General features: G+C 63.2%; 26 protein-coding genes and 1 pseudogene. 24 read left to right on the top strand and 3 right to left on the bottom strand.

Annotated features, from left to right (window positions below; genetic code table 11):
* Positions 1-42 precede the first annotated feature (42 nt).
* Both GWQ31_RS12625 and GWQ31_RS12620 read right to left on the bottom strand, forming a co-directional pair.
* On the bottom strand, positions 43-1,119 hold the full coding sequence (locus GWQ31_RS12625) for a methyltransferase (protein ID WP_275909498.1): 1,077 nt from the start codon (positions 1,117-1,119) through the stop codon (positions 43-45).
* An 18-nt stretch (positions 1,120-1,137) separates the two neighbouring features.
* Positions 1,138-1,599, bottom strand: coding sequence for a hypothetical protein (locus tag GWQ31_RS12620; RefSeq protein WP_275909497.1), 462 nt, complete (start codon positions 1,597-1,599; stop codon positions 1,138-1,140).
* Between the two features lie 181 nt (positions 1,600-1,780).
* Between GWQ31_RS12620 and GWQ31_RS12615 the strand changes: the two genes are divergently transcribed.
* The 19 genes and pseudogenes from GWQ31_RS12615 to GWQ31_RS12530 all read left to right on the top strand — a co-directional run bounded on the left by GWQ31_RS12615 (position 1,781) and on the right by GWQ31_RS12530 (position 17,700).
* The gene (locus GWQ31_RS12615) at positions 1,781-2,500 is read left to right on the top strand and encodes a beta-ketoacyl synthase chain length factor (protein ID WP_275909496.1); all 720 of its coding nucleotides are present in this window, start codon (positions 1,781-1,783) and stop codon (positions 2,498-2,500) included.
* A complete protein-coding gene (locus GWQ31_RS12610; RefSeq protein ID WP_275909495.1) occupies positions 2,485-3,243 on the top strand; it encodes a lysophospholipid acyltransferase family protein in 759 nt (252 codons plus the stop codon). Before GWQ31_RS12615 ends, GWQ31_RS12610 begins: the two co-directional genes overlap by 16 nt.
* Before the next feature lie 17 nt (positions 3,244-3,260).
* Positions 3,261-3,527 carry a phosphopantetheine-binding protein gene (locus GWQ31_RS12605; RefSeq protein ID WP_005317803.1) on the top strand — a complete coding sequence of 89 codons (267 nt, stop codon included), beginning with the start codon at positions 3,261-3,263 and terminating at the stop codon, positions 3,525-3,527.
* A 3-nt stretch (positions 3,528-3,530) separates the two neighbouring features.
* Complete coding sequence (locus tag GWQ31_RS12600) at positions 3,531-3,779, top strand: acyl carrier protein (protein ID WP_005317801.1); 249 nt, start codon at positions 3,531-3,533, stop codon at positions 3,777-3,779.
* Between the two features lie 19 nt (positions 3,780-3,798).
* The gene (locus tag GWQ31_RS12595; RefSeq protein ID WP_275909494.1) at positions 3,799-4,386 is read left to right on the top strand and encodes a hypothetical protein; all 588 of its coding nucleotides are present in this window, start codon (positions 3,799-3,801) and stop codon (positions 4,384-4,386) included.
* Complete coding sequence (locus GWQ31_RS12590) at positions 4,383-5,753, top strand: AMP-binding protein (RefSeq protein ID WP_275909493.1); 1,371 nt, start codon at positions 4,383-4,385, stop codon at positions 5,751-5,753. The genes GWQ31_RS12595 and GWQ31_RS12590 overlap by 4 nt, the downstream gene beginning before the upstream one ends.
* Positions 5,737-6,108, top strand: a complete 372-nt coding sequence (locus tag GWQ31_RS12585; protein ID WP_275909492.1) for a hydroxymyristoyl-ACP dehydratase — start codon at positions 5,737-5,739, stop codon at positions 6,106-6,108. Before GWQ31_RS12590 ends, GWQ31_RS12585 begins: the two co-directional genes overlap by 17 nt.
* A complete protein-coding gene (locus GWQ31_RS12580; RefSeq protein WP_275909491.1) occupies positions 6,105-7,808 on the top strand; it encodes a glycosyltransferase family 2 protein in 1,704 nt (567 codons plus the stop codon). The genes GWQ31_RS12585 and GWQ31_RS12580 overlap by 4 nt, the downstream gene beginning before the upstream one ends.
* On the top strand, positions 7,795-9,357 hold the full coding sequence (locus GWQ31_RS12575) for an aromatic amino acid ammonia-lyase (protein ID WP_275909490.1): 1,563 nt from the start codon (positions 7,795-7,797) through the stop codon (positions 9,355-9,357). Before GWQ31_RS12580 ends, GWQ31_RS12575 begins: the two co-directional genes overlap by 14 nt.
* 11 nt (positions 9,358-9,368) lie before the next feature.
* Positions 9,369-9,464, top strand: a pseudogene (locus tag GWQ31_RS21730) (acyl-CoA thioesterase); the annotation flags it as partial.
* Between the two features lie 17 nt (positions 9,465-9,481).
* Entirely contained in the window at positions 9,482-9,907 is a 426-nt protein-coding gene (locus GWQ31_RS12570) for a thioesterase family protein (RefSeq protein WP_099994176.1), read from the top strand.
* Positions 9,908-9,927: 20 nt separating this feature from the next.
* A complete protein-coding gene (locus GWQ31_RS12565; RefSeq protein WP_275909532.1) occupies positions 9,928-10,518 on the top strand; it encodes an outer membrane lipoprotein carrier protein LolA in 591 nt (196 codons plus the stop codon).
* Positions 10,519-10,568: 50 nt separating this feature from the next.
* The gene (locus tag GWQ31_RS12560) at positions 10,569-12,944 is read left to right on the top strand and encodes an MMPL family transporter (protein WP_275909489.1); all 2,376 of its coding nucleotides are present in this window, start codon (positions 10,569-10,571) and stop codon (positions 12,942-12,944) included.
* A 2-nt stretch (positions 12,945-12,946) separates the two neighbouring features.
* Positions 12,947-13,504: a DUF3261 domain-containing protein gene (locus GWQ31_RS12555; protein ID WP_212538980.1), complete on the top strand. Its 558-nt coding sequence runs from the start codon at positions 12,947-12,949 to the stop codon at positions 13,502-13,504.
* Positions 13,501-14,682, top strand: a complete 1,182-nt coding sequence (locus GWQ31_RS12550) for a beta-ketoacyl-[acyl-carrier-protein] synthase family protein (RefSeq protein WP_275909488.1) — start codon at positions 13,501-13,503, stop codon at positions 14,680-14,682. Before GWQ31_RS12555 ends, GWQ31_RS12550 begins: the two co-directional genes overlap by 4 nt.
* Positions 14,679-15,140 carry a hotdog family protein gene (locus GWQ31_RS12545; protein ID WP_275909487.1) on the top strand — a complete coding sequence of 154 codons (462 nt, stop codon included), beginning with the start codon at positions 14,679-14,681 and terminating at the stop codon, positions 15,138-15,140. Before GWQ31_RS12550 ends, GWQ31_RS12545 begins: the two co-directional genes overlap by 4 nt.
* A gap of 9 nt (positions 15,141-15,149) precedes the next feature.
* The gene (locus tag GWQ31_RS12540; RefSeq protein WP_265420886.1) at positions 15,150-15,875 is read left to right on the top strand and encodes a 3-ketoacyl-ACP reductase FabG2; all 726 of its coding nucleotides are present in this window, start codon (positions 15,150-15,152) and stop codon (positions 15,873-15,875) included.
* Positions 15,876-15,966: 91 nt separating this feature from the next.
* On the top strand, positions 15,967-17,193 hold the full coding sequence (locus GWQ31_RS12535; RefSeq protein ID WP_271774322.1) for a beta-ketoacyl-ACP synthase: 1,227 nt from the start codon (positions 15,967-15,969) through the stop codon (positions 17,191-17,193).
* Between the two features lie 90 nt (positions 17,194-17,283).
* Positions 17,284-17,700 (top strand): DUF2541 family protein, encoded by a 417-nt coding sequence (locus GWQ31_RS12530; protein WP_271774323.1) that lies wholly within the window; start codon positions 17,284-17,286, stop codon positions 17,698-17,700.
* A gap of 36 nt (positions 17,701-17,736) precedes the next feature.
* Here GWQ31_RS12530 and mog read toward each other — a convergent pair whose 3' ends face one another.
* The gene (gene mog, locus GWQ31_RS12525) at positions 17,737-18,267 is read right to left on the bottom strand and encodes a molybdopterin adenylyltransferase (RefSeq protein ID WP_275909486.1); all 531 of its coding nucleotides are present in this window, start codon (positions 18,265-18,267) and stop codon (positions 17,737-17,739) included.
* Positions 18,268-18,678: 411 nt separating this feature from the next.
* Between mog and GWQ31_RS12520 the strand changes: the two genes are divergently transcribed.
* The 5 genes from GWQ31_RS12520 to GWQ31_RS12500 all read left to right on the top strand — a co-directional run bounded on the left by GWQ31_RS12520 (position 18,679) and on the right by GWQ31_RS12500 (position 20,760).
* The gene (locus tag GWQ31_RS12520; protein ID WP_059168138.1) at positions 18,679-19,020 is read left to right on the top strand and encodes a DUF3135 domain-containing protein; all 342 of its coding nucleotides are present in this window, start codon (positions 18,679-18,681) and stop codon (positions 19,018-19,020) included.
* A 234-nt stretch (positions 19,021-19,254) separates the two neighbouring features.
* Complete coding sequence (locus tag GWQ31_RS12515) at positions 19,255-20,052, top strand: threonine/serine exporter family protein (protein ID WP_275909485.1); 798 nt, start codon at positions 19,255-19,257, stop codon at positions 20,050-20,052.
* On the top strand, positions 20,049-20,174 hold the full coding sequence (locus GWQ31_RS12510) for a hypothetical protein (protein WP_275909484.1): 126 nt from the start codon (positions 20,049-20,051) through the stop codon (positions 20,172-20,174). Before GWQ31_RS12515 ends, GWQ31_RS12510 begins: the two co-directional genes overlap by 4 nt.
* Positions 20,171-20,296, top strand: a complete 126-nt coding sequence (locus GWQ31_RS12505; RefSeq protein ID WP_275909483.1) for a hypothetical protein — start codon at positions 20,171-20,173, stop codon at positions 20,294-20,296. The genes GWQ31_RS12510 and GWQ31_RS12505 overlap by 4 nt, the downstream gene beginning before the upstream one ends.
* On the top strand, positions 20,293-20,760 hold the full coding sequence (locus GWQ31_RS12500; protein ID WP_021138083.1) for a threonine/serine exporter family protein: 468 nt from the start codon (positions 20,293-20,295) through the stop codon (positions 20,758-20,760). The genes GWQ31_RS12505 and GWQ31_RS12500 overlap by 4 nt, the downstream gene beginning before the upstream one ends.
* Positions 20,761-20,768 lie beyond the last annotated feature (8 nt).

Raw genomic sequence — 20,768 nt, 5'->3', positions numbered from 1 at the left:
GCTCCTTCAGGTTTCATCGTTATATCCGATCTGCGGCGGGCATTATGGCCCCGTGTGCAGCGGGCGGGCAACCAGCAGGGTATGGCCCGGGCCCGGGATCTCGTGCTCTTCCTCCACGTGGAAATGCGCCTCGCGCAGGCACTGGTACATCTGTTTGGAGTGATAGAAGCGGCTGTTGCCGTTGGCCAGACAGGTGAAATAGAGGGAGGTGGCGTTGAGACTGAAACTGGCGGCTTCGAAGGTCTGCCGGTCCCAGAACAGCTCCAGGATGCAGACCCGGGCATCGGGTTTCATGCAATGCCGGATCCGGTTCAGGATGGCGACTATCTGTTCGTGGCTGAAGCAGTCGAGGAATTGGCTCATCCACCAGATGTCTGCCTCGCCGGGCAAGGGGCCCGGTTGCAGCAGATCCACCCCATGACCCTGTACTCGCTCGCCGAGACCCGCCTCTTCAATATTCAGGCGGGCCAGTGCCAGCTGCTCGGGCAAGTCCAGAATGGTGACGCGCAGGGCGGGATCCCGCTTGGCACAAGCGATGGCCCACTTGCCGGTGTTGCCGCCGAGATCGTAAAGGTGGCTTGGTTCATAGCTGAACACCTTGTCCTGGGCCTGCTGGAACGCCCAGTCGGAGTAGAAGTGATCAAACGCAAACCAGCTGCTGCGGGCAGGCTCCGGCAGCTCGCTCAAGTGCGGGTAGAGGGTCTGCCAGGGGCCGAATTCCTGCAAGCCGGCCGGTGTGCCCTGACGGATGGCATCGAACAGGTGGGCGAGGGGCTGATAGCAGACGTGCTGGGTGAAGTCGAAATTGACCCGGCTCATGGCATCGTGCTGCAGATATTTGCCGACCCGGCCCAGCACATAGTGCTCGCCGGCCAGGTAGCAGAGTCCGCCGCTGAGCCCCATGTCCAGCAGAACGCTGACGGCATATTCGCTCAGCTCGCACGCACTGGCTATCTGTGCCAGCGGCGCACCCTGCTGGCCACGGGTCTCGAGAAAGGCGAGCACCCCGGTTTCACGCAGACACCAGCTGGCCTGGAACAACATGGGCCCGAAGGCGATCTTCTGGGCCGCACTGATGGCCTCCAGCGCGTTATAGGGGTCTGCCTGATAGTGGTTCACTGGATGGCTCCTGCCGGATCAGCGGCTGTTTGCGCGGGCGAGTTCGGTCTGGATGGCCTGATTCAGGCCCAGTACCCAGCGGTTATAACTGCGATGAATGTTGCCCTTGCCTTTATCATCCAGATTGACGCTGCTCACATAATTAATGGAATAGTCGTGAGCGCTATATGGAATATCGATCACAGCCTGATGTTGGCGCACATTGACTTGGCCGCGAATAAGTCCTGGCTTCTCTTTTTTCATTACCCAGCTTTTACTGATCCCCGCCGTGATAATGGCACTGGCTACCTGATCTTCAGTCAGAGTAAAGGCAACCGGGTTGGCGGCCATATTGCGAATGGGCTGGCTGGTAGAGCAGGCGGCCAGCAGGGCGCAGGCCAGCAACAGGGATACCTTGTTAATAACTTTCATAATATTCCTTGCGACGATATTAAATATTGAGGGCATGGCAATGAGACACCACAAATCATTTATTTTCAATCACTATGCCAATAGATAATCTGCGCCAGCTATTATTTTTGACGAATAATGGTATTATTCGCGCAGCATTAATGTGATGACTCCAATTGTTAATTTCCATGGAGCAGGCACTGCCCAGCGGGTGAGTGCTTTTTACCGTCTTCGCGCTCACGCCAAATGTTAAGGACAGGTTGCCTGAAATATGCTCTCTTTTTCGCTGCAAGCTAGTCAGGCACTGTCACCGGGTCTGGTCGACGAACGCGACTGGCAGGAGTGGGCGCAGTGGGGTCAATGGCCTGCGGCGGCACCATTTCCTGCCACTCCTCTGTTGCCCATGATGATGGCGCGTCGCCTGAGCCTGGGCTCCCGCTTGGCGGTGCAGGTCGGCTTGAGCCTGCTGGCCCGCCATCCCGTCGATTATGCCATCTTCGTCAGTCGACACGGCGAGCTGGCTCGTTCCGTGACCCTGTTGCAGGCGCTGGCGGCCAGACAGGCGCTCTCACCCACGGATTTTTCCATGTCAGTCCACAATACGGCCGCCGGCCTCTGTTCCATCCAGGGCCAGGCCGCCATTCCCATGACGTCGCTGGCGGCGGGGGAGGGCGGATTGATGGCGGGGTTTACCGAGGCGGTTGCGGCCTTGCACGCCGGTGCTCAACAGGTGCTGTTGGTGGCGTTCGAGGGGCCTGTGCCGGATTTTCATCACCCCTGGCTGCCAGACGAGGCGCCACCCCATGCACTGGGGCTGATATTGCAGGCCGGTGAGCAGTGGTGCTGCCAAGCTGCGAGTGGCGTGAGTCCGGGATCCGGGGCAACTTCGACTTTGCCTCAGTCGCTGGCCTTCTGGCGGGCCCTGCTGCGGGATGAATCGGCACTGACCCTTTGCAATGGCCGGCAGGAGTGGACATGGCAGCGGCGCTGAACCTGTGCTGGCGCCTGCTTGGCACGGCCCTTGGCTTCGCTCTGTTCGGGGTGGGCGGTCTGCTGCTCACCCTGTTCTGGTTTCCGTTGCTGGCGCTCTGCCTGCGCGGTGAGCGACGGCGTACCCTGGCCCAGCTGACCATACGCCACAGCTTTCGGCTGTTTCTTGGTGTGCTGCGCGGCTGGGGCGTGCTGGATTATCGGGTGAGCGGCATGCCCGTCGACTTGCGCGGCGCCCTGGTAGTGGCCAATCACCCCAGCCTGCTCGATTACGTCATGCTGGCGGCCGAGATGCCGGTGTGTGACTGCATCGTCAAGCAATCCCTCTGGCGCAACCCTTTCGTGGGCGGCGTGGTCAGGGCGGCAGATTACATTCCCAACGTAGAGGCGGAGCGCCTCCTGCCCCTGTGCATGGCGCGGATCCAGGCCGGCGGTCTGTTGCTGATCTTCCCTGAGGGCACCCGCACCACACCGGGGGAGCCCATCAAGTTGCAACGGGGCGCTGCCCAGTTGGCGGTGCGCAGCCAGGTGCCCCTGCAACCGGTGCGGATCCACTGCAACACCCGATTTCTCACCAAGCAGGACAAATGGTTCAAGATCCCGGAAAATAAGCCGACCTTCATCATAGAATTCCTGCCGCAAGTGGCGCCAGACGAGGTGGTCGCCACCGGACAGAGCAGTGCGCTGGCCGCGCGCCAGTTGACCCGTTTTCTCACCCGGACCCTGCAAACAGGGCCCCAATGACAGCGTATGGAACAGTTATGCAAGACCTGCACCTAGAGATCAAACAACTCATCATCGACAGTCTCAACCTCGAGGGACTGACCCCTGAAGATATAGACAGCCAGGCCCCGCTGTTCGGTGATGGCCTGGGACTGGACTCTATCGATGCGCTGGAGCTGGGCCTTGCCATCAAGGGCCGCTACGGCATTGTGCTCTCCGCCGAGGATGAGAATACCCGTCGTCACTTTGCCTCAGTCGCCGCCCTGGTCGCCCTGGTGCAGGCCCAGTCGAAAGGGGAGGCCTGAGCCATGACCCGTGACGACATCTTTGCCCAGATCAAAACCGCCCTCGTCGATCTGTTCGAAGTCGATGAAGAGGCCATCACTCCCGAGGCACGCCTCTATCAGGATCTCGAGCTCGACAGCATAGATGCCATCGATCTGGTGGTGCACCTGCAAAAGCTGACCGGCAAGAAGATAAAGCCGGAAGAGTTCAAGTCGGTGCGCAGCGTCAATGACGTTGTGGATGCGGTCGAGCGTCTGCTCGCCGGCGCCTGATGCGGATGCGTGCCAGATCATGACTCGCTGGCTCTCCTGGCTGGCCGGTGGTGCCCTCCTGCTCTACCCGCTGGCGGTGTACTGGGGGCTGACTCACACCAGCCAGACTCCGCTGCTGGTGGGTCTGCTGGTCATCTTCTCCTTGCGGCTGCTGCCGGGTCTGCTCAAGGGGCGGGTCCGGTTTGGTCCCCTGCCTGAGTGGCTCTGGCTGGGTCGCCTGCTGGCCTGCATCGGTCTGGGGCTGACCCTGCTGTCGGCGCTGTTCTCTGCCCGCCACTGGTTGCTCTATTACCCGCTGGCAGTGAGCCTGGCGCTGCTCTGCCTGTTTGGCTGGAGCCTGACCCGCCCCATGAGTCTGGTGGAGCGGCTGGCCCGCTTGCAGGATCCCCGTTTGCCGGATGTCGCCATCGGCTACACCCGGCGGGTGACCCAGATCTGGTGCGGCTTCTTCGTGGTCAATGGCGCCCTGGCGGCCTTCACCATCTGGTACGGCGATCTGGCGCTCTGGAGCCTCTACAACGGCCTCATCAGCTATGGGTTGATGGGCACTTTGATGGCGGGAGAGTATCTGGTACGCCGGCGACTGATGAAGAGGCTGGCCCCATGACCCTGCTGCAAACGCTCTGGCAGCGGGACGACGACCAGCTGGTGGCGTTCGGTCAAGGCGGCGAGGTGACCCTGGCCGAGCTGCGCCTTGGCAGCCAGCAACTGGCCCGGGCCATGGCACGCCATGCTCGCCCCGGGTCGTCGCGCGCGCGCTGGGCGCTCTGTTTCGATGACAGCCTGCTGTTTGCGCAAGCGTTGCTCGCCTGCGCCCTCGGCGGTCATCAAGCCATCTTGCCGGGCCATCAACGGGTGGCCGGGCTGCTGGCGCTGCGGGATCAGTTTGACGGCCTGCTCACTGATGGCGAGTTGCCAGTCGATGGGCTTGATGTGCCCCAGCTGCGGCTGCCGCTGGCCGATTGCCATGAAGAGCGGGATGCCGAGCGCGCCGACCTGACACCCGAACGTCTCGACCTGACCCTGTTCAGCTCGGGCTCCACCGGCGAGCCCAAGGCGATCCCCAAAGCCTGGCCCCAGCTGGAGGCCGAGCTGCGGGTGCAGATGGCGCTCTGGGGCCAGGCCCTGGCCGACACCCGGGTGCTGGCCAGCGTCAGTCACCAGCACATCTACGGCCTGCTGTTTCGCATCCTGCTGCCTCTGGCCCTCGGTCGTCCGTTCGATCGCCGCAGCATCGACTATCCGGAGCAGCTGGCGGTGCAAACCGCCCCCTGGGTGCTGATCGCTTCCCCCGCTTTTCTCAGCCGGCTCGATCCGGCCATTCCCGCCGCTGGCTGCCGCCTTATCGTCTCCTCCGGCGGTCCCCTGCAACCCGGGGATGCACATCAGGCTCGGGCCCTGCTCGGCCAGCTGCCGGTGGAAATTTTCGGCAGTAGCGAGACCGGCGGCATCGGCTGGCGCCAGCGCAATCAGGCGCAGACCCCCTGGACGACGCTGCCCGGGGTCGAGGTGCGGGTCGGCTCGGATCAGGGCTTGCTGCTGTGCTCCCCCTTCCTGGCAGAGGACGGCTGGCTGGCCTGCGCCGATCGCATCCTGATGACGGGGGCCGGATTCGAGCTGCTGGGACGCCAGGACAGGGTGATCAAGCTGGAGGAAAAGCGCATCTCCCTCGACGAGGTGGAGGCGCGCCTGCAAGCCCTGCCGGAGGTGGATTTGGCCGCCGTGCTGCCTCTGCATCAGGGCCAGCGTCAGATCCTCGGCGCCGTGCTGGTGCTGAGCGAGGTGGGGGCTGCCCGCTGGACCGAGCTGGGTCAGGGTCGCTTCCTGCTGGCCCTGCGCCAGCAACTGCGCCCCTGGCTCGAACCGGTCGCCCTGCCGCGCAGCCTGCGCCGGGTCGAGAGCATGCCCGTCAACGCCCAGGGAAAACGCCCCTGGCCACAACTCAAGGAGCTGTTCGATGAGCCTCTCTGCTGACACGCTGCCGATGAACTCGCTGCCGACAGTGCTGGACTGCGAGACGCTGGCCGATGGCGTGCGCCTGCACCTGCGGCTCGATCCGGAGCTGCCCTGGTTTGCGGGCCACTTTCCCGGGGCGCCCCTGCTGCCAGGGGTCACCCAGATCCACTGGGTCATGCACTATGCCACCAGCCGACTCAACCTGGAGTTGCCGTTTCACGGGCTGGATCAGCTCAAGTTCCAGCGCCCGCTGCGGCCGGGGGCCGAGTGCAGCCTGAGCCTGCAGTGGCAGCCACAAAAGGATCAGCTCGTTTTCAGCTACGCGCTGGGGGATGCGCTGGCGAGCAGCGGACGGGTGCGCTTCATCCCATGACACCCTGCATCCTGATCCCCTGTTACAACCATGCCGGCCCCCTGGCCGCCGTGCTGGATCGGCTGGCCGAATATGAGCTGCCCTGCCTGCTGATCGACGATGGCAGCGAACCCGTCGCCGCCGCCGTGCTGGATGGGCTGGCCGCCCGCCACCCCTGGGTCACCCTGCTGCGCCATTCGCACAACCAGGGCAAGGGCGGCGCCGTGATGACGGGGCTGCGCCACGCCCATGGCCTCGGTTTCAGCCACGCCCTGCAGGTGGATGCCGATGGCCAGCAAGATCTGGCAGACATTCCGGCCCTGCTGGCCGAGGCGCACCGGGATCCCGATGCGCTTATCTCGGGGCGCCCTGTCTACGACGATTCCGTGCCCAGAGGGCGCCTCTATGGCCGCTATATCACCCATGTCTGGGTCTGGATCGAGACGCTGTCGTTTGCCATCAAAGACAGCATGTGCGGCTTTCGGGTCTATCCGCTGGCGGCCAGCTGCGCGCTGCTCGAACAGGTGGCACTCGGCAGGCGGATGGATTTTGACACCGAGGTGATGGTGCGCCTGCACTGGGCCGGGGTGGCAGTGCGTTTCGTGCCGACCCGGGTCATCTATCCCGCCGATGGCAGCTCCCATTTCCAGCTCTGGCGCGACAACCGCGACATATCCTGGATGCACACCCGGCTGGTGTGCCGCCTGTTGTTGGATCTGCTGTTGCGCCTGGCGAGCGGGCCTCGCCGCCTCTGGTCATGGGCGACCCGGCTGTGGCGCGAGCGCCGGACCCACTGGTCGCGCACCCCGGAGCGCGGCTCATTGTTTGGCATGCAGATCATGCTGGCCAGCTATCGCCTGCTCGGGCGGCGGGGCTTCTCCCTGCTGCTCTACCCCGTCATCGGCTACTTCTGGCTGACCGGTCGCGCCCAGCGTCAGGCATCCCAAGCCTATCTGGCCCGGCTTGAGGCCTTTTCCCGGACTCAGGGCATACGGCTCCCCCCTGAGCCTAGATCGAGCTTTCGCCACTTCCTGCGCTTTGGTGAGTCTGCGCTCGACAAGCTGGCCGGCTGGCGCGGGGACATAGCCGAGGATCAGGTCGAGCTGGTGGGGAGGGATCACTACGAGGCGGCCATCAACAGCGGCAAGGGCTTGCTGCTGCTGGGCTCTCACCTCGGTGACCTCGAGCTGTGCCGGGCCCTTGGCAGTCGCAAGGGGGAGGTGCGCATCAATGCGCTGGTCTTCACCCGTCACGCTGCCCGTTTCAACGCCCTGCTCAAGCAGATCAACCCAGATTCACGGCTCAACCTCATTCAGGTGCAGGAGATGGGGGCCGATACCGCCATCCTGCTCAAAGAGAAGCTGGATCAGGGGGAATGGGTGGTGATCGTCGGCGATCGCACCTCTGTGACCCGGGAGAAGCGGGTGGTCTGGGCCGATTTCCTCGGTGCGCCGGCCCCCTTTCCCCTCGGTCCCTTTGCCCTGGCCAGTGTGCTGGGTTGTCCGGTTTACCTGATGTTCGGCCTCAAGGAGCAGGGGCGCTTTCGGGTGCATTTCGAGCCCTTTGCCGACAGCCTCAGTCTGCCGCGCCAGGGACGACAACAGATACTCGCGTCCCGGGTGCAGGCCTATGCCGATCGCCTGCAGCATCACTGCCTGCGCGCCCCGCTGGACTGGTTCAACTTTTTTGATTTCTGGCAGCTGACTGATGAACAAGAGTGAGATGAAGTGCGTCACCTTCGGTGCCGAGCCGTTGACCATCGAAGATGTGGTGGCGCTGGCAGAGCGTCGTGCCCGCCCGGCATTGAACCGGGATCCCGCCTTTATGGCCCGCATCCAGCGGGGCGCCGATTTTCTCGACCGACTGCTGGCCGAGGAGGGGGTCATCTACGGGGTGACCACAGGCTACGGGGATTCGGTGACCCGACCCGTGCCCGCCGAGCTGGTGCCCGAGCTGCCGCTGCACCTTACCCGCTTCCACGGCTGCGGGCTGGGGGAGGATCTTGACCTGGATGCCGGTCGCGCCGTGCTGGCGACCCGGCTCTGCTCCTTGGCGCAGGGAGTCTCCGGCGTCAGCCCGGGTTTGCTCGAGAGGCTCTGCTGGTTGCTGGAGCTGGATCTCATACCGCGCATTCCACAAGAGGGCTCCGTCGGTGCCAGCGGCGATCTGACGCCGCTATCCTATGTCGCCGCCGTGCTGGTGGGGGAGCGCGAGCTCCATCACGATGGCGCGCTGCGTCCCGCCGCCGAGGTCTATCGGGAGCTGGGGATCATCCCCCTGACCCTGAGACCCAAGGAGGGACTGGCGCTGATGAACGGTACCTCGGTAATGACGGCGCTGGCCTGTCTCGCCTACGCCCGCGCCGACTACCTGATGCAACTGGCTACCCGGATCACGGCGCTGGTGAGCGTCGCCATGGGGGGCAACGCCTTCCACTTCGACGAGCGGTTGTTTGCCGCCAAGCCCCACCCCGGCATGCGGGGGATAGCGGCCTGGCTGAGGTCGGATCTGGTGGCCGGCGAGCTGCCGCGCCACAGCGACCGGCTGCAGGACAGATACTCATTGCGCTGTGCCCCCCACGTCATAGGTGTGGTGGCCGACAGCCTGCCCTGGTGGCGCCAGCTCATCGAAAACGAGCTCAACAGCGCCAACGATAACCCGCTGATCGACGGGGAGGGGGAGCACGTGATGCACGGTGGCCACTTCTACGGCGGCCACATCGCCATGGCCATGGACAGCATGAAGACGGCCATCGCCAATCTGGCGGACTTGCTGGATCGCCAGCTGGCCCAGCTGGTGGACACCAAGTTCAACGGCGGCCTGCCGAGCAACCTCTCGGGGGCGCCGGCCGGGCGGCAGATGATCAACCACGGTTTCAAGGCGGTGCAGATCGGCGTCTCGGCCTGGACCGCGGAGGCGCTCAAGCAGACCATGCCCGCCAGCGTCTTCTCCCGCTCCACCGAGTGCCACAACCAGGACAAGGTGAGCATGGGCACCATAGCGGCGCGCGATGCCCTGCGGGTGTTGACCCTGACCGAGCAGGTTGGGGCCGCCTGCCTGCTGGCGGCGGTGCAGGGGGTCGAGCTGCGCTTGGCCCAGCCCACGCCCTTCACCCGCCCGCTCAGCCCGGCCTTGGCCCATATGGTGCAGCAGGTGCGGGCCGAGTTTGCGCCTCTGCTGGAAGACAGGGCGCTGGAGCAGGAGCTCAGGGCGCTGATCGCCCGCATTCGCCTGCGTCACTACCCCCTCTATCAGGAATCTTCGTTATGAGCCGTACCCGGATTGCGCCTGAACCCTGGCAGATCAGCACTGAAGTGGAAGTGACCATACCGTTTCACGATGTGGACATGATGGCTGCATTGGTCTGGCAGGGGCACTCCCTATGAGACAACCCATGCAGAATGAACCCTGGCAGATCAGCGCCGAAGTGGAAGTGACCATACCGTTTCACGACGTGGACATGATGGCGGTCGCCTGGCACGGTCACTACTTTCGCTACGTAGAGCTGGCCCGCTGCGCCCTGCTCGACCTTATCGATTACAACTACCCGCAGATGGAGGCCTCCGGCTACCTCTGGCCCATCATAGATACCCGGATGAAGTACCTGGCACCGCTGCGCTTCGGACAGAGGGTGCGGGTGCGCGCCACCCTGACCGAGTACCAGAACCGGTTGAAGATCGACTACCTGCTGAGCGATGCCGCGAGCGGCACCCGCACCAGCAAGGGCTACAGCATCCAGGTGGCGGTGAGCAAGGAGAGCGGCGAGATGTGCCTGGCCTCGCCCCAGGTGCTGCTGGACAAGCTGGGGGTGAGCCAGTGAAGCCTCTTCTGAACCGCGTGATGGTCGGGCTGACCCTGCTGCTGGCGTTGCCGCTGCAGGCGGCTCCACTAAGCCGTGACCAGGTGCAGCAGTTGCTGACCCTGAGTCCGGTCAGACAGGCCCATTTCGAGCAGGAGAAGCAGGTGGCGGGGCTGAGCCAGCCGCTCAAGGCCTCCGGCGAGCTGCTGCTGGTGCGCGACCTGGGTCTCTGGTGGCAGCAGCAGAAGCCTTTTGCCCTGACTCTGACCCTGACGCCGCAACGCATGGTGCAGCAGATGGCGGGTCAGCCCGCCACCGTCATCGACAGTCCCCAGTTGCTTGAATTCAGCCAGATGCTGCTGGCGCTGTTCGGCTCGGACGAGGTGACCCTGAGCCGCTACTTCAAGATCGATTTTCAGAGCACGGAGGCGGGCTGGCAGCTGCTGCTGGTGCCGACCCTGACGCCGCTGGACAAGGTGTTCGCCAGTCTCACCCTGAGCGGGCAAGGGCAGCTGGATGAGCTGGTCATTGCCGACAAGCAGGGTGACAGCACCCGCATCCGTTTCAGCGCCTGGCAGGAGCGAACCCTGCCACTGACCCCTGAGGAGCAGGCCCGCTTTGCTGCCCACTAGCCCCGCATTGTACCTTGCCACTGCCCTTGGTTTGGCAGGGAGAATCGACCTTGCTGCAATCTGAAACCATCTGGCGCCGGCTTGGCACTATCTGGATCGGCGTCTGCCTGCTGCTGGTGGCCGTGCTGGTCTGGCAGCTGCCTCACAGCCGCATCAACACCAGCCTGATGGATCTGCTGCCCCACGAATCCCGCAGCGATCTGGATCCAGCGTTGCAGCAGGGCTTGCTGCAACAGCTCGATCGCCAGCTGGTCTGGATGCTGAGCCTGCCTGCCGGACAGAACGGGCAGGCGGCGGCCGAGCTGTGGGTAAAAGAGCTCGACCAGATAGCGGCCTTCTCCCATATCAAGGGCTATCAGCCCGAACTGGCCCCCGCCTGGCAGGGCTATCTGCACCGTCTCGCCTGGCAGCGGCTGGATGAAGCGGGCCGGGCCCGGCTGGCGGCTGGCGCCGAGGGCTGGAGCCAGTGGGTGCTTGGCCAAATCTACTCGCCCTTTGGCGGCGTTTCCCGCACCGAGTGGCAGAGTGATCCGCTGTTGCTGACCCGGGCCGGAGTGCTGGCAGAGGCCCGCGGCCCCATGCAACTCAAGGAGGGCTGGCTGGTCAGCCGGGACAAGGCGGGTCGCGACTGGTTCATGGTGCGGGCCGAGCTGGATCTCTCCGCCTTCGATATCCAGCGCAATAAGGGGTTGCTGAGGGTGCTCGACAACGCCGAGCTCCGGCTGGCCGAAGCCTATCCCGGTGCCGAGCTGCTGCGCCGGGGCACCCTTTTCTACAGCCAGCACGCCAGCAACCTGGCCCAGCAGGACATTTCCACCATAGGGCTTGGCTCGATGATCGGAGTCATTCTGCTTATCTGGGGCGTATTTCGCTCGACCCGGGCGCTGCTGCTCTCCCAGCTGCCCATCTGCGTGGGACTGATGTGGGGGTTGGGCACTGTGCTCATCCTGTTTGGCGAGATCCATCTCTTCACCCTGGTGATCAGCAGCAGCCTCATCGGCATCGCCATCGACTACGCCATCCATTTCCTGTGCGAGCGACGGCTGCACGGCGGCGACGAGACGCCGCATCAGACCCGACTACGGCTGCTGCCGAGCCTCTCGCTGGCGGTGTTGACCACCCTGATCGGCTATGGCCTGCTCTGGTTTGCCCCCTTCCCCGGGCTGCAACAGCTGGCGGTGTGCGCACTGGCGGGCCTGTTCAGCGCCTTCATCACTGTGCTCTGCCTGTTCCCGCGCTGGTCGGGCCCCCTGCCGACCCGACCCTTGCGCAGTCAGCCACTGCTGATGGCCTGGCTCAGAGCCTGGCAGCAGCGTCGCCTGGTGCGCATCGGCCTGCCGCTGCTCTGCCTGCTGCTGGCGACCCTTGGCATCAGCCAACTGCAGGTGGATGACGACATACGCCGGCTGCAACCCTTGCCGGTGGAACTGCAGGCGCAGGAGAACCAGATCAAGGCCCTGACCGGTCAGCAGGGGGGCATGCAGGGTTTTCTGGTGACGGGTACGGATGCCGAGCAGGCGCTGCAACGGCTGGAGCGACTGGATGATCAGCTGACCGAGCTTAAAAATAGCGGCGCATTGCGGGACTTTGTCTCCCTCAGTCGCTGGCTGCCCTCGCTGGCGCGCCAGCAGCAGGATGCGGCCGCCATTCGGGCCCTGTTGCCCCGGGTGGTGACCCGATTGCAAGAGGCCGGGGTGCCAATACCAGCAGGGGGGCAAGGGCCCGCCCGTCAGCCTGACTGGTTGACCCCGGCAGCCTGGCTGGCCAGCCCGGTCAGCGAGGGGAGCCGTCTGTTGTGGCACTCGCTGGAGGATGGCCGCGTCGCCATCTGGGTACCGCTGGTCGGGGTGCAGGACGAGGTTGCTCTGACGGCGCTGGCAGCTGCCGAGCAGGGTATCTACTGGCAGGATCAGCGCAGCGAGTGGAGCCAGTTGTTTGCCCACTACCGGATCAAGCTGGCCGAACTGCTGCTGCTGGCCATCGGCCTGGTGGCCCTGCTGCTCTGGCGGCGGATGGGGGCAGCCAGGGCGTCCCGGGTGCTGCTGGTCAACCTGATTGCGCTCGCCATGGGGCTGGCGCTGCTCGCCGCCTGCGGCCAGCCGCTCACCCTGTTTGGTGTGCTGGCGCTTAGCCTCATCTTCGGCATCGGCATCGACTACGGTCTCTTCTTTGCCCACTGTGGCAACCAGCTGGCGCGGCAGAGTTCCACCCTGCTCGCCATCCTGCTGGCGAACCTCACCACCCAGCTGGCGTTCGGCTTGCTGGCGCTGAGTCACACCCCCGCCATAGCGGGCTTTGGTCTGGTGTTGAGCGGCGGTATCTTTACTGCCTTCCTGTTGTCGCCTCTGGTGCTGGACCGCGTGCAACCGGATGGCGCGGTGCGGGAGCCCAAGTTGCCAGGGCAGGATAGCCGGGAGCCAACATGACAATAAGATCACTGTTTGTATTACTCATCTTTTTGCTGGGGGGCTGCAGCAGCCAGCCTGCCCCCACCGCCTATCTCGACAAGGGGACCGTCATGGCGCTGCCGGCCCCTGTGCTTGCCACCCCCTTCTATCGCCAGCAGTTGCTGACGGCCACAGTGGGTGAGGGTGCCCATCAGCTGATGACTGTGCTGGAGGCCGATGGCCGCCAGTTGACCCTGGTCGGCCTGACCCCGACCGGGATCCGGCTGTTTCGGGTGCGTTACGACCAGCAGGGCATAGCGACTCAGCAGCTGAGCCCGCTGCTCGCCACCGGCATGCCGCCCGTGACCCAGGTGCTGGCGGACGTCATGCTCTGCTACTGGCCGCTGGCCAGCTGGCAGTCGCAGCTGCCGCCGGGCTGGACGCTGCGGGACCAGGGGCTGACGCGCCGGCTGCGCTCTCCCGATGGCGCCCTGGTCACCGAGATCGGGTACCAGGACAAGGGCGGCGTACGGGAGCCGGTCAGCCTGCAACAGCATGTGTTTCACTACCGTTTGCAGCTGGAGACCCTGTCCCAATGAGTTGTTATATCGCGGCTTACGGCCTCATTTCGGCATTGGGGGAGGGCAGGGATGCCAGCGCCGAGGCCCTGCTGGCCTGGCAGGCAGAGAGGAGCACGCCGCTCACCCGCCACAACCAGACCTTGCTGGATGGTCGCCTGACCCCTGTGGGGCGGGTCGAGGGCGCTCTGCCCGAGATACCGGCGGCGTTGGCCCCTTATGCCTCGCGCAACAATCGCCTGCTGCTGGCGGCGCTGGCGCAGATCCGCCCGGCCCTGGACAAGGCGTTGGCGGAGTTTGGCCCTGCGCGGGTAGGCCTGGTGCTCGGCACCAGCACAGCCGGGATCGGCGAGGCCGAGCTGGCGGTCGCCGCCGCCCAGCGGGGGGAGGCAATTCCCCCGGCCTTTGACTATCGCCAGCAGGAGCTGGGCTCCCCGTCCGAATTTCTGGCCCGTTATCTCGACATCTTTGGGCCTGCCTACACCCTCTCCACCGCCTGCTCTTCCAGCGCCCGCGCCTTCATCAGCGGTCAGCGGATGCTGGCGGCCGGACTGGTGGATGCGGTGATCGTCGGTGGCGCCGACAGCCTGTGTGGCTTGACTATCAACGGTTTTGACAGCCTGGAGTCCTTGAGTGGCACCCTCTGCCAGCCATTCGACAACGGTCGACAGGGCATCAACATAGGCGAGGGGGCCGCGCTGTTTTTGCTGAGCAAACAACCCGCGTCGCTGGCCTTGCTGGGGGGGGGCGAGTCGTCCGATGCCTGGCATATCTCGGCCCCTCATCCGGACGGCGTGGGGGCCGAGGTGGCCATGCAGATGGCGCTGGCTCAGGCCGGTATAGCGCCTGACCAGGTGGGTTACATCAACCTGCACGGCACGGCCACCCGCCTCAATGACGCCATGGAGAGCCAGGCCGTGCATCGCCTGTTCGGGGACAAGGTGCCCTGCAGCTCCACCAAGCCGCTCACCGGCCATACCCTGGGCGCTGCCGGTGCCATTGAAGCTGCGCTCGCCTGCCTGCTGCTGGAGCGGGCCCTGCCGCTACCTACCCAGCGGGTGACGACGACGGACCCAGCGCTGGCACCCATCCGGCTGGTGAGTGGCGCCACTCGGCTGGCGGCACCCCGGGTCCTCTCCAACTCCTTTGCCTTCGGTGGCAACAACGTCAGCCTGCTGTTCGGGAGATCACCCTCATGAATGAGCGCATACCGCTGCCCGCCATCGAGGCCCTGTTGCCCCATCAGGCCCCCATGCTGCTGCTTGACCACATCTGCACCGTGGATGCGAGCCAGGTGCGCTGCGAGACCCGGGTCGGCCCCCGACACGCCTTGTTGCTCGATGGCGAGGGCAATTTGCCCGCCTGGGCAGGCATAGAGCTGATGGCCCAGACCATAGCCGCCTGGGCCGGCATGCAGGGGCGGTTGCGCGGCGAGCCGGTGCGCATCGGCATGCTGCTCGGCACCCGCAAATATCGCTGCCAGCCCGCCCGCTTTGCGGCGGGGGCCCTGCTCACCATAGAGGCCAGCTGCCTGTTGCAAGACGGCGGCATGGCCAGTTTCGAATGCCGGATCCTGCAAGATGGGAAGGAGTGTGCTACTGCGCGCCTCTCGACCTATCAGCCCGCACCCGGTGAATCATCCGATTTGTTAGCGTAAGGAAGCTTCATGATCTCTACCGTATTGGTCACGGGCGCCAGCAAGGGGATAGGCCGCGCCATCGCCCTCAAGCTGGCTGCCGACGGTTTTTTCGTCGTCGTGCACTATCACGGCGACCGCGCAGGTGCCGAGGCCACCCTGGCGAGCCTGCAAGCCGCAGGTGGACAGGGGCGCCTGATCCAGTTCGACATCGCCGATCGTCAGGGCTGCCGCGAGCTGCTGGAAGCCGACATGGCCGAGCATGGCGCCTATTACGGCGTGGTCTGCAACGCCGGCATCATACGTGACGCCGCCTTCCCCGCCCTCACGGACGAGGATTGGGACGGGGTGTTGCACACCAATCTGGATGGTTTCTACAACCTGCTCAAGCCCTGCGTCATGCCGATGATTGGCCTGCGCCGGGGCGGCCGCATAGTGACCATCTCCTCGGTTTCCGGCCTGATGGGCAACCGTGGCCAGGTCAACTACAGTGCCGCCAAAGCCGGCATCATGGGGGCCACCAAGGCGCTGGCGCTGGAGCTGGCCAAGCGCAAGATCACGGTAAACTGCGTGGCACCTGGCCTCATCGATACCGGTATGGTCGATGCCGAGGTGAAAGAGGAGGCAATGAAGCTGATCCCGCTCAAGCGGATGGGGCAGGCCGACGAGGTGGCGGGGCTGGTCTCCTACCTGATGTCGGATATCGCTGCCTACGTGACCCGGCAGGTTATCTCCATCAACGGGGGCATGGTATGACACTGATGCAATGGCTCTCCTGCCCGATGTCGACTCCAACTGGTGCTGTCTCTGTGGCTCGCCAGATCATCTCTGTGAATGGCGGTATGGTATGAAGCGGGTAGTAGTAACCGGCATGGCCGGGGTGACGGCGTTCGGCCAGGACTGGCCAAGTGTGCGGGCAAAGTTGCAGGCGGGGCGCAATGCGGTGGTGACCATGCCAGAGTGGGCCATCTACGAGGGGCTCAACACCCGGCTGGCGGCGCCCATTACCGACTTTGTGCTGCCTGCCCACTATCCACGCAAGAAGACCCGGGCCATGGGGCGAGTCTCCCAGCTGGCGACCGTGGCCACCGAGCTGGCGCTGGCGCGGGCTGGGCTTATCGACCACCCTGTGCTGACCGGCGGTCGCACCGGCATCGCCTATGGCTCCTCCACTGGCAGCACGGATCCCATCCGCGCCTTCGGGGTCATGCTCAACGACAAGAGCACCTCCAGCATCACGGCCACCACCTATGTGCAGATGATGCCGCACACGGCGGCGGTCAATACCGGCCTCTTCTTCGGCCTGCGCGGGCGGGTGATCCCCACCTCCAGCGCCTGCACCTCCGGCAGCCAGGGGATTGGCTACGCCTACGAGTCCATCAAGCACGGCTATCAGACCCTGATGGTGGCCGGCGGGGCGGAGGAGCTCTGCCCGTCTGAAGCCGTGGTGTTCGATACCCTGTTTGCCACCAGCCAGATGAACGACAACCCAGAGCTGGCGCCGCGGCCGTTCGATCGGCAGCGGGACGGGCTGGTGATAGGCGAGGGGGCGGGCACCCTGGTGCTGGAGGAGCTGGAACATGCGCAGGCGCGTGGAGCCACCATCATCGCCGAGCTGGTGGGGTTTGCCACCAACTGCGACGCTGCCCATGTGACCCAGCCCCAGCAGGAGACCATGCAGCTCTGCATGGAGATGGCGCTGGCCCAGGCAGGGCTGCTACCGGCCGACATCGGCTACATCAGCGCCCACGGCACGGCCACCGAGCGGGGCGACATTGCCGAGAGCCACGCCACCGCCGCCATCTTTGGCGACAAGACGCCTATCTCGTCGCTCAAGAGCTTCTTCGGTCATACCCTGGGGGCCTGCGGTGCCGTTGAGGCATGGCTGTCGCTGGAGATGATGCAGGAGGGCTGGTTTGCCCCCACCATCAATCTGACCGAGCCGGATCCGGCCTGTGCCCCGCTGGATCATGTGGTGGGCAACGGTCGCGCGTTGGCGGTGGACTATCTGATGTCCAACAACTTCGCCTTCGGCGGCATCAACACCTCCCTCATCTTCAAACGCTGGTCCTGAAGCCATGCGCCTTGCCTGCGGGCAGGGCGCCTGTACAGCCTGGGTTTGGTCTTGATGAATTAAGATGCCTCCCATTTTTAGGGAGGCATAATGTCTGTTCCATCTGCTGTTTTCTCTGTTCAACCCCACCTGCGCCGCGGCTTCAATGCGCTCTTGCTGTCCACCCTTTTATTGGCGCTGCCTGCGCCGGCCATGGCCGATGATGAATTTCGGCTGGGCAAGACTCTCTTGCTGGGAGTGGGCGACCATGCCGCCATTATTCCTATCATCGTCTGCCGACCTGCCAAGTCCATCATGGTCAAGGCAGGACGGGAATTGACCCTTGACCGGGTCAAGGTGTTTTATGGCAACGACAGCAGCAAGACCCTCACTTTTGACAAGGATCTGAAAGCGGATCAGGAGTCGGACTGGAAATCCCTCGGCAGCCGCCTATGCATCAAGCGGATCGAGGTCTATGGCAATTCGGAGGGGAGCAAGGCCGGGGTCAAGGTATACGGCCGCAAATAAGAGATGGACGGGGGTTCACATCCCCCGTCCATTTACCTATTTCTTGGGGCGAAACGGCTTGATCACTGCTTCATCGCACTCGAGGTAGGGCCCATCCATGAGGTCGATGCAGTAGGGGATGGCGGGGAAGACCGCATCCAGGCACTCACGGATGGACTTGGGCTTGCCCGGCAGGTTGACGATGAGCGAACTGCCGCGCAGGCCGGCGGTCTGGCGCGACAAAATGGCGGTTGGCACGAACTTGAGGGACTCGGCCCGCATCAGCTCGCCAAAGCCCGGCATCATGCGATCGCACACCGCCTCCGTGGCCTCCGGGGTCACATCCCGTTTGGCCGGGCCGGTACCGCCCGTGGTGACAATGAGGCAGCACTGCTCCTCGTCTGCCAGCCGGATCAGGGTTGCTTCAATCTGATCCTGTTCATCCGGGATCACCTGATAGGCGGGTTCCCATTCAGAGGTCAGATACGCGCCCAGCGTCTCTATGATGGCCTTGCCGGAGAGGTCTTCGTAGATGCCTGCACTGGCGCGATCGCTGACGGTGACGATGCCGATTTTTGCCTTGCTCATGGTCTGCTCTTGGTTGCGCTGAATAAGTGGCAAATAAAATAACATAATCAGTGAGATATGTTAAACGAGGCCAGGTATCGGCGAGTGTGGTGCTCAACATTGAGTGCCGAATGAAAAGCAATATTGCAGGTTCCCTTTCAATAAGACATAAGGCTAGGGTGTCGTCGCCATAAAAATGTATAAACAGGTCCAGTGAAAATATTCAGGAATAATCGGTTGATCCATAACGAATAAGCCAGTGGCAGCTTGCCGCTGCCGTCATTTTTTGGCGCAATCGGGTTCGAAAGAAGACTGTATGGATTGAACCAGGCGGGTAATCGTCTTATATAACTTCTTATACGGTTGGTTGAATTATGAGCTGATCGTTGTTGTTTGAGTATCACCATGCAGCGGCTGGCCGCGGGAGGGCATATGGAGTTGCCTGATTTTGATACCTTGAGACGGTTGGCTGTGGCTGAGCCCGAGCGGCTCGACGAGTTGCTGCGCCAGCAGATAGAGGGCTTGATCGACCGGGTCAGCCCAGAGCAGCAACAGCGGCTGCGCGGCCTGCAGTTTCGCATCGACTGCCAGCGGAAATTGGCCAAGAACAACATGGACAGCTGTATTCGTATTGCGGCCATGATGCACGACTCCTTTTATTCCATGCGCAGCGAGATGATCCAGCTCAATGCCAATCTCTATGCCGATCAGGCGCCCGTCTATAGGGAAAATAATGTTGTTTCTTTCTTTGATTATTACCACAAGAAGAAATAACGCCCTTCATTAATAATTCAGCTAAATATTATTTTAGATATTATATTCGTTACCAGGTGAGGCTCGCTTGGTGACGTTAATTTATCTGGAGTTATTTGTAATCCATTTGATGTATTTTAGTGGCGTAAGCTGTTTTATTAAAAATTGATTATTGCCGTGATCGGTGTGGATGAATGGCGCCGACAGTTAGGCTAATATGGCGATACTTTAAATTTGCTACGACTCGAAGGGATTATGAGAAGTATCACACCAAGGCGGGTGCTGTCGCGGGAGCAACAGACAGAGATCACCCGCATCATCGTCAAGGCGGGTCAGATGCTGGCCCAGTTCGGGGCGGAGAGCCGCATCATAGAGCAGACCACGGTCCGGCTGGGCATGGCGCTTGGGCTGGAGAGCGTCGAGATGGCCATCTCCTCCAGTGCCATAGTGCTCACCAGCCTCTATCAGGGCAGTTGTGTCACCACTACCCGCCGGGTGCGGGAACACGGTATCAACATGCAGGTGGTGTGCGAAATCCAGCGTATCTGCATCATGGCGGAAAAGGAGCTGATAGGGGCACGAGAGGTGCGTCTGCGGCTCGATGGCATAGTGCCGTTTCATTACCACCCCTGGCTGGTGGTCCCCATGGTGGGGCTCTCCTGCGGCGCCTTCAGCCTGTTGTTTGGAGGTGACTGGCCCATCTTCATGGTGACCTGTCTCTCCGCTGCCGTAGCGATGCGGGTGCGCCAGCTGATCGCCCGTCATCACCACAGCCCGCTCATCAACTTTGCCGTGACCGGTTTTATCGCCACCTTGCTCTCTTCCAGCGCCACCTTCTTCAACTGGGGCGCCCAGCCCTATCTCGCCATGGCAGCCAGCGTGCTCTTGCTGGTGCCGGGTTTCCCGCTCATCAATGCTGTTTCCGACATGGTGAAGGGTTACTTCAACATGGGGCTTGCGCGCTGGGGTACGGCAACCCTGCTTACCATCAGTGCCGCCATTGGCATCATTCTGGCCATGTCGGTCACTGGTATCTGGGGGTGGAAGGTATGAAGGACTTTGACTCTGTATTGGCCAGCAGGAACGGACTTGACCTGCTGACCATCAGCGCGCGGATCAACATCGGCATCATTCTGGTCATGTCGGTGACCGGTATCTGGGGGTGGAAGGTATGAAGGACTTTTACTCTGTATTGGCCAGCAGGAACGGACTTGACCTGCTGACCATCAGCGCGCGGATCAACCTCGGCATCATTCTGGCCATGTCGGTGACCGGTATCTGGGGGGGGAAGGTATGATGGATCTGCTCTGGCTACTGGCCAAGGATGCCTTCTGGTCTTCCATTCCGGCGGTAGGGTTTGCCATGTTGTTCAACGTGCCGCCGCGCATGTTGAAGTACTGCGCCATGGGCGGTGCCCTGGCCCACAGCTTGCGTACCCTGCTCATCCATTACGGCATGCCCATCGAGTGGGCGACCCTGGCGGCGGCGACCACGGTCGGCTTTGTCTGTGTCTACTGGTCCCGTCGCCTGCTGGCGCCACGGCCCGTGTTCAGCGTCGCCTCCATCATTCCCATGATCCCCGGCAGCTATGCGTTCAAGACCATGATCGCCGTGGTGGAGCTCAATATCTCGGGGGTGACCATGGAGCTTATCCAGAGCGCGGTGGAGAACGGCCTCAAGGCACTGTTTATCGTGGGGGCTCTCAGTTTCGGTTTGGCGATCCCCTCCCTGGTCGTGTACCGTAACCGGCCCATTATTTGACAGACGCA

This window comes from Aeromonas sp. 2MA4, assembly GCF_029237305.1.
In the GTDB taxonomy this organism is placed as follows: Bacteria; Pseudomonadota; Gammaproteobacteria; order Enterobacterales; family Aeromonadaceae; genus Aeromonas; species Aeromonas salmonicida.
The sequence above is the reverse complement of the archived record's forward strand: the minus strand, read 5'-3'. Positions and strand labels throughout refer to the sequence as shown.